Below are 8,041 nucleotides of genomic sequence, written 5' to 3' on the forward strand. Positions count from 1 at the left end.
AGCCGGGTATCATCCAATTTTATTTTCGGATTTAAACGGTGAAAATTTATATTTTTATAAATTCGTCCCTTTTGTAAACTCAAGACAACCTTGATGACGCTGGCAACGCCAGCAGCACTTTCCAGATGGCCCAAGTTTGTCTTAAGGGCACCAAGATACAGTGGATTGTCCAGGCTTCGATGGCCATACACATGGTTGATGGCATGAACCTCTATGGGATCACCTAAAGGAGTACCGGTTCCGTGTGTCTCAATAAAACTGATGTCCTGGCTTGAGAGGGAAGATTGGGTTAAAGCCTTTTGCATCACCTCTTCCTGACTCTTTCCATTCGGTACGGTTAACCCTGCCGATTTCCCATCATTATTAATTGCCGAACCTTTGATAACCGCTAGAATCGTGTCGTTATCGCGTAAGGCATCTGAGATGCGTTTAAGAAACAACACACCACACCCTTCCGAGCGAATATAACCGTCTGCTCCTTCGTCAAAGGTTTTGCATTGGCTTTCCAAAGATAGAGCTTTTGCTTTACACAAATTAATAATGCCCTCTGGCCTGAGAAGCACATTGACGCCACCGGCCAATGCAAAGTCAATTTCCCGATTTTTCAGGCTTTGGCAAGCATAATGTATGGCAGCTAATGAGGAGGAGCAAGCCGTATCAATACTTAAGGCTGGGCCTTTCAAATCAAAAGTGTAGGCTACTCGTCCTGGTACCATATTGGTAGTTTTACCTGTAATGGCAAACATACCCAGCTCCTCATCGGACAAGCCGGACTGTTCCAATTTTGAATAATATTCAGGCATCGATCCTACCCCTGCAAATACCCCTGTTAAACTCCCGCGTAAGGACTGGACAGGATAATTCGCATTTTCTAAAGCCATATAGCAATGTTCCAGGAAAAGACGTTGTTGCGGATCGATTAAGGTTGCTTCACGGGGACTAATTCCAAAAAATTGGGCGTCGAAGGTTTTGATATCTTCTAAAAGGCCAAGCCGGTTCACATACAATTTTCCCGGGGCATCCGGATTGGGATCGTAGTATTTTGAATTGTCCCATCGTTCTTTGGGGATGTCTTTAATGCCACTGAGCCCCTGTTCGAGCAAGGTCTCGAAAGCAGAAATATCCGGTGCATTAGGCAGGGAGCAACTCATACTGATGATGGCAATAGAGTCATCAACAACGGGTTGGGGAGATGCTTGCAAAATTTGGGGCTGAATTAAGGTTTTATTTAATTCGGATTCCATATATTGGGACAATTTATTGATAGAAGGATAATCAAACCCGATGGTGGCCGTTACATTTAAAATAGGCTTTAGTTTTTCTTTGAGTCGGGATGCAATTTCAGCAACCATTAAAGAATCCAAGCCGATGTCAAAAAAACCTTCATCTTCTTCTAATTCTTCAGTTTCAGGAATCCCTAATATTTCTTTACACAGTGCAGACAACATGTCTTTGCACGCCCTAAACTTTTTGTCATCCTTTATTTTAAGATATTCATTTAACCAGGGAGAAAGATTATCATTTTGCTCTGTTTCAAGCTTAACTCCAGTCAGAGTCTGTTTTAGATCTTGATAGAATAAAGGTTGCGGCTTGGGTACAAAATCAAGCATAAACATCAGGTATTCAGGGGATATGATGGTTGTATGGCTTAATGGGGTATGAAGTAACCGATGAATAAAGGCACGGCCTTGATCTTTAGAAATGAATGCATGTTTTAAGGCCTGATCCCGCGCCCGCTTTTCTGCCATGCCTGCCTCGCCCCAAGGTCCCCACTGAATTGCTGTCCCCACTAAACCCAAACGCCGACGTTCAGCAATCAATGCATCTAAAAAACTATTGGTGCCACTGTATATGGATTCCTTATTGCTTCCAAAAACCGAGGAAACCGAAGAGTACACAATAAAAAAATCCAGATCACAGTTTTGACTTAATTCATGCAAATACCATCCGCCTTTCACTTTAGCAGAAAATAAAGTATCAACATCCTCATCCTGGTATTCAAGCAAAGGTGCATTCCTAGAGACACCAGCTGCATGAATAATGCCTTTTAATAAACCATCTTTATTATTCTCAAGAAACAATTGTTTCAGCTTATCCTTATCGGTTATATCTAAACCAATTGGGGTAATGATTTGATTGGGATATTGAGATTGCATGGTTTCAATGCGGGTAATTAATGCAAGATCATCCACATGCCTTGAAACAAGAATTAATTCTTTAGCGCCTAGGGACAACAAAGCTTGCGCAGTAATTAATCCTAATCCCCCGCAGCCTCCGGTAATGAGATAGCGGCCTTCGCCCCATACCGATTGATTTTTGTTGGGGAGCGAGGCTCTATTTAATCGACTAACCCATCGTTGTCCGTTACGGTAAGCAACAACATGCTCGTAATTCTGGCTGTGATTATAATGAATTTCATGCAACACCTGAGCCGGATAAAATCGCTCATCCTGTTTGTCCAAATCGATAAGAATTGTTTGAAATTGTGGTAACTCTAAAGCCAAAGTCTTGCAAAAACCCAAGAGTACACTGCCATCAAGATTCAGCGTATCACCCAACAGTTCTGGCACTGAGTTTTTTGTCAGAATAATTATCCGTAAATCAATTTCCTTGTGCTGCAAATTTTTGATTAAATCCAAAAATTTTTTCAGTGTGTTCTTTTGAAAATCCACATGGGCATCAATATCATTTGGGGAAATGGGCGCATCATCCACTGCAAAAATAATGCCACCCAGACTGTCAAATACAACATCGCTCTCATCAAGAACAAGATGCAATCCTCCTTCAATAAAGCCAGGAGCTAAATGATTTGCACCTAATAATAGCCAAGGTTTGGGAGAGGCTTGGGGAGTACTCTTATTGATCGGCTGGTTCATCCATTCCAAGTGGAAGCACCAATCCTCTGAAACCTGAGTTTCTTCTGATATGCCTGTATCATGCCAGTAGGATTTTCTATCAAAAAAATACAAGGGTAAATCCACTTTATTGTATGATTCTGTATTTTTATCCAGTTTTATGTTCTCGCCGGAAAGAAAAGAATGATAAATTTGCTGTGCATTATTTTCGATGAAGACGGGGATCTTTTGTAAAACCACTTTTTTAAACTCATAGGCCTTAGATTCGATTTGATGAATCAGTTCCTCTTTATTTTTGGCAATCATCGCATAACGGTATTTATAATGGTCTCGACAATTAATGAGTGTGGCACACACATCACGCAGCCTTGCCGATGAATTTTTTAAAAAACGAAGGTGACTTGCCAGCATTAGCTTCAAAGAGTATTCACTTTTTGCAGAGACTACAAAACATTGTGGCTCGTTTTCTTCATCATCTGATGAATTTAAGGCATATTCCGGAGGTTCTTCGAGAATGGTGCTCACATTGGTACCCGTGAAACCAAAATTAGAAACTTGCGCATATCTTTTTTTATGCTGCTGCTTCACAAATGGGGTCGCTTTGACAGGAAGTAGTGCCGGTATACTGTCCGGATCAATCGAGGGATTCGGCTTAGAATAATGCAAATTAGCAGGAATCATTTCATATTTAAAAGAAGTAATGACTTTTATCAGTCCTGCCATACCTGATGCTGAAATGGTATGGCCGATATTACTTTTTACGGCACCAATAATTAATGGATGAGCATTGGAGTGCTGGCCTTTATGTATGTGCTGGATCGCATTGAATTCTATAGAGTCACCAACAACCGTACCGGTACCATGTGTTTCGATATAATCAATATCACGTGCGGTCAAATGGGCTTGATCCAGTACGGACTGATGCATTGCAATTTGCGCCTCTATATTGGGCGCAGCCATACCCATCCCACCACCATCCTGATTCATGGTGACGCTTCGGACAAGAGCGTGAATTTTATTATTGTCTTTTAACGCATCTTTTAGGCGCTTTACAACAATGACTCCGCAGCCTTCGCTGCGAGCATAGCCATCGGCTTTTGCATCGAAACTGCTGCATTGGCCACGGGCTGAGAGCATATTCGCTTTAGTTAATCCCACGCATGTTTCAGGACAAAGGCTGAAGTGAACTCCGCCGACAATTGCCATATCACATTGATTATTTCTCAAGGCCATAGTGGCAAGATGAAGTGCTGCCAAAGAAGAAGAGCAGGCAGTATCCACTGTAAGACAAGGACCTTTTAAGTTGAGAAAGTAACTTAGCCTTCCTGCCGCGGCACTATCTGCAGATCCGATATAAGTATAAGCATTGAAATGAATGTGTTCTTTATAATTTAGTTGATTGTAGTCATTTGTAGAGATACCACAATACACGCCAGTGTTCGAGTCCTTTAATGAATCCAAGGTGATATTGGCATGATTCAATGCACGGATGGCCACCTCTAAAAAAAGGCGGTGCTGCGGATCCATTTGTTTGGCTTCAGTAGGCGTTATTTTAAAAAAAGTAGCATCGAATAACCGAGGATCTTCCATAAATCCTCCCTTGCGACTTATTATTTTATTGTCTTTCTGCCTGTCTACATCATAATATTGATTAATATCCCAGCGATTTTCCGGCACTTCTCTGATCGGAGTCTGCTCTTTAATCAACATCTCATAAAAAGACTCGACATCTTCAACATCTGCACCCATTCCAGGAAATTGGCAATTCATTCCAATAATCGCAATGGGTTCATCGAGCATAAGGTGTATTTTATTTTGATGTTTTTTTTCCTGCATCATGTTTCCTCAAAAGCAGTAAACCTCAATAGTATCAGGAAATCGAATCGGTTGAAAAAAGGGTCATCTCACCACGGGATGTCATGGAAGGTTTTGTTGTTTTTTCCAAATGAATAGAACCCAGGAGAATGTTAGCTAACATGTGTTTAATACTCTTCTTAATATCCAAAGGAGGGGAATTGTTCAATGAGGAACAGCAAAATGGCTCCTTCATACCCCAATGTCATCGCGTTCAGGCTGTTCTATTGCTTTACATATCCGCAATTTCTTACTATCTTTACTATTAATCATAGCAAAAGTTTCGTCAATTTTTTTGAATAGCGCAATGCCACAAAAAAGCACTCAATTAAAAACACTCAACGGTCGAAAATTGATTGTTCATTATTAATCACAATGGGACAATGAAAACTAATATGCCTTGATTAAGGCTGAATATAATGGGATGCCGTTCATGTCGAATACAATATCAAGCCAAGAATTTTCCATTGGTAAGCTGTATTTTGTAAATGAGTTTGAGGCACGCGGATTAATCTATGAAATATTTTATCAAAAATCGTATTTAGCCAATTTCCTTACATTAAAGCCAGGAGCAATTATCTTTGATGTAGGCGCAAATATTGGTGTTTTTTCTCTTTTTGCGCTACATCAATGTGACCATGACGCATTGATTTACAGTTTTGAGCCTATTCCTATCTCTTTTGAATGTTTGAAAAAAAATTTGGCACCTTTCAAAGAGAAAGTTCGCTTATACAACTTGGGAATAGGAAATGTCATTGAAGATTGTTCTGTCGAATTCACACTTTTTGGTAAAGATCTTGTGACAGCAACATACAAACCCATGGATAAGATTGTTTCTAACTACAATCTTTTATTAAATTATAAGAATTTAATAAAAATAGCTCAAAAGCTAAATAAGTTATTGTATTATCAATTGAAATATCTTCCTTTTTTGCGACATTATCTGATTCAGAGAAATTTTAAAAACCGAACGGCACAAACAAAAATTTCTTGTACATTAACATCACTAGGCCGGTTTATTGAAAAAAACGAGATCACCCATATTGATTTTTTAAAAATTGATGTTGAAGGCGCAGAATTTGACGTGATAAAAAGTATCAAACCCACACAGTTTCCTATGATTCAACAGTTAAGTATCGAAGTGCATGATATCAATAATCGAGTAGAGCATCTTTCTAAATACTTAAAAGAACAAGGTTATATTATCCACCTCGATAGAAACTCTCTTTTTGAAAGACTCGGAGGAAACCAATATATGATCTATGCAAAAAGAGCAGGATAAACCATGAAAGAAAGCATCATCAGGAAAACCTATTTACGTTTAATGCATGTTTTTCCTTTTCTACGCATTACTTTAATACGATGGCTATATAACAAATTGGCTTTAAAAAACAAATCAAAACAATATGTCTTCCTAAATTATGGCTATCATGATGAGACTCCCTTAACTTTACGGCCTCAGGATGAACCAAACCGCTACTTCATTCAACTGTATCATCGCGTGGTTAGAGATATTGATTTAAAGGATAAAGATGTCGTAGAAGTTGGATGCGGGCAAGGTGCTGGCGGTGTTTTTTTATTGGAGTATAAACAGCTTCATTCTTATATCGGTATTGATTTGTCTGAAAAAGCCATTGAAATATGTCAGCGTAACTCTAAATGGCCTAATGCCCAATGGATTCAAGGACGTGCAGATGCCCTCCCCCTGCCTGATCAAAGCGTCGATGTTCTGGTCAATGTAGAATCATCCCATTGTTACCCTTCTATGGAAAAATTTCTTAATGAAGTTCGGCGAGTACTGCGAATTGATGGCTACATGGCTTTTACCGATCTTCGCCAGTCTTCGGAAGTGGAAGCATTGGAGAATTATATGAGTGCTTCTGGATTACAAATTATAAATCGCAGTGACATCACTCCCCAAGTGCTTGATTCCTTAAACCGTCTGTCAGACAGACGAAAAGCCCATATTAATGCCACTTATTCATCCATGTGGCGTCAAGCGATTCGAGAGGTATCTGCGGTGAAGGATTCTGTCACCTATAATGGATTTATAAATGGAAATACAAAATATCTTTGTTATTTGTTACAAAAGAAAAGTACAGAGAACCGTAATTGAAAAGTAATTTAATTAAAAATCAGACGTCTCAATTATCCTCCGAGGGAGTAGATGACTCTATTGCCATCATCAGTATGAGTTGCTCCCTGCCTAATGCACCAGATATTTCTGCTTTCGAGACCTTGCTCGAACAGGGACTAAGCGGCATTAAAGACATCCCTAAAGAACGATGGGACAATTCAAAATACTACGATCCCAATCCGGATGTTCCGGGAAAATTGTATGTGACCCGGCTTGGCCTTTTAGAAGATATCAAAACCTTCGATGCCCAATTTTTTGGGGTTAGTCCCCGTGAAGCACCCTTTTTGGATCCGCAACAGCGATTATTTTTGGAGCATTGCTATCAAGCCTTTGAAAATGCAAATTACCCCCTCAAATTATTGCGAGGCAGCTTGACCGGAGTTTTTGCAGGAGTAGGTGCCTCTCATGAATATTATTCGCAGCTGGAAAAGCAAGGACTATCCTCTGATGAAATCGGCATGTTTGCCGTTACTGGTAAGGCATTAAATATGATACCAGGAAGGGTGACCTACACCTTTGATTTCAAGGGACCAGCCGTCAGCATTGACACCGCTTGTTCTTCTTCTTTGGTTGCCATACATTATGCTTGCCAAAGCCTGAAAAATCGGGAAATTGACTTTGCATTGGCCGGTGGCGTCAATGTGCTTCTCAGGCCAGAGGGCATTATTAATTTGTGTAAAGCAAAAGCTCTATCTTTGGAAAGCCAATGCAAAACCTTTGACGAAGGAGCAGACGGTTATATTCGCTCGGAAGGGTGTGGTGTGTTGTTTCTTAAACGCATCTCAGATGCCTTACGCGATAACGACACAATTCTAGCGGTCATCAAAGGTTCGGCAATTAATAATGATGGGAAATCGGCAGGGTTAACCGTACCGAATGGAAAAAGCCAGGAAGAGGTGATGCAAAAGGCTTTAACCCAATCTTCCCTCTCAAGCCAGGACATCAGTTTTATTGAGACACACGGAACCGGTACTCCTTTAGGTGATCCCATAGAGGTTCATGCCATCAACCATGTGTATGGCCATCGAAGCCTGGACAATCCACTGTATCTTGGTGCCCTTAAGACAAACTTGGGCCATCTGGAAAGTGCTGCCGGCGTTGCCAGCGTCATCAAGGTTGTCTTGAGTTTACAAAAGGGACGAATTTATAAAAATATAAATTTTCACCGTTTAAATCCGAAAATAAAATTGGACGA

At 40.2% G+C, this 8,041-nt stretch carries 3 protein-coding genes and 1 pseudogene; 3 read left to right on the top strand and 1 reads right to left on the bottom strand.

The features are described from left to right. The coding region (locus tag BU07_RS0100545) for a type I polyketide synthase (protein ID WP_031562583.1) at positions 1-4,691 on the bottom strand (4,691 nt) is incomplete at its 3' end. A 451-nt stretch (positions 4,692-5,142) separates the two neighbouring features. Between BU07_RS0100545 and BU07_RS0100550 the strand changes: the two genes are divergently transcribed. The 3 genes and pseudogenes from BU07_RS0100550 to BU07_RS0100560 all read left to right on the top strand — a co-directional run. Then, positions 5,143-5,991 carry an FkbM family methyltransferase gene (locus BU07_RS0100550; RefSeq protein WP_031562585.1) on the top strand — a complete coding sequence of 283 codons (849 nt, stop codon included), beginning with the start codon at positions 5,143-5,145 and terminating at the stop codon, positions 5,989-5,991. Between the two features lie 42 nt (positions 5,992-6,033). After that, complete coding sequence (locus tag BU07_RS16905) at positions 6,034-6,825, top strand: class I SAM-dependent methyltransferase (protein WP_428829203.1); 792 nt, start codon at positions 6,034-6,036, stop codon at positions 6,823-6,825. Beyond that, positions 6,822-8,041: pseudogene (locus BU07_RS0100560) on the top strand (beta-ketoacyl synthase N-terminal-like domain-containing protein); the annotation flags it as partial. The gene BU07_RS16905 and the pseudogene BU07_RS0100560, both read left to right, overlap by 4 nt.

The organism is Legionella wadsworthii DSM 21896 = ATCC 33877, from assembly GCF_000701265.1.
In the GTDB taxonomy this organism is placed as follows: domain Bacteria; phylum Pseudomonadota; class Gammaproteobacteria; order Legionellales; family Legionellaceae; genus Legionella; species Legionella wadsworthii.

What these genes read in the sequence shown, in the direction of transcription:
- BU07_RS0100550 (WP_031562585.1), top strand. Translation starts at nt 5,143, where the DNA reads ATGTCGAATACAATATCAAGCCAAGAATTTTCCATTGGTAAGCTGTAT.
- BU07_RS16905 (WP_428829203.1), top strand. Translation starts at nt 6,034, where the DNA reads ATGCATGTTTTTCCTTTTCTACGCATTACTTTAATACGATGGCTATAT.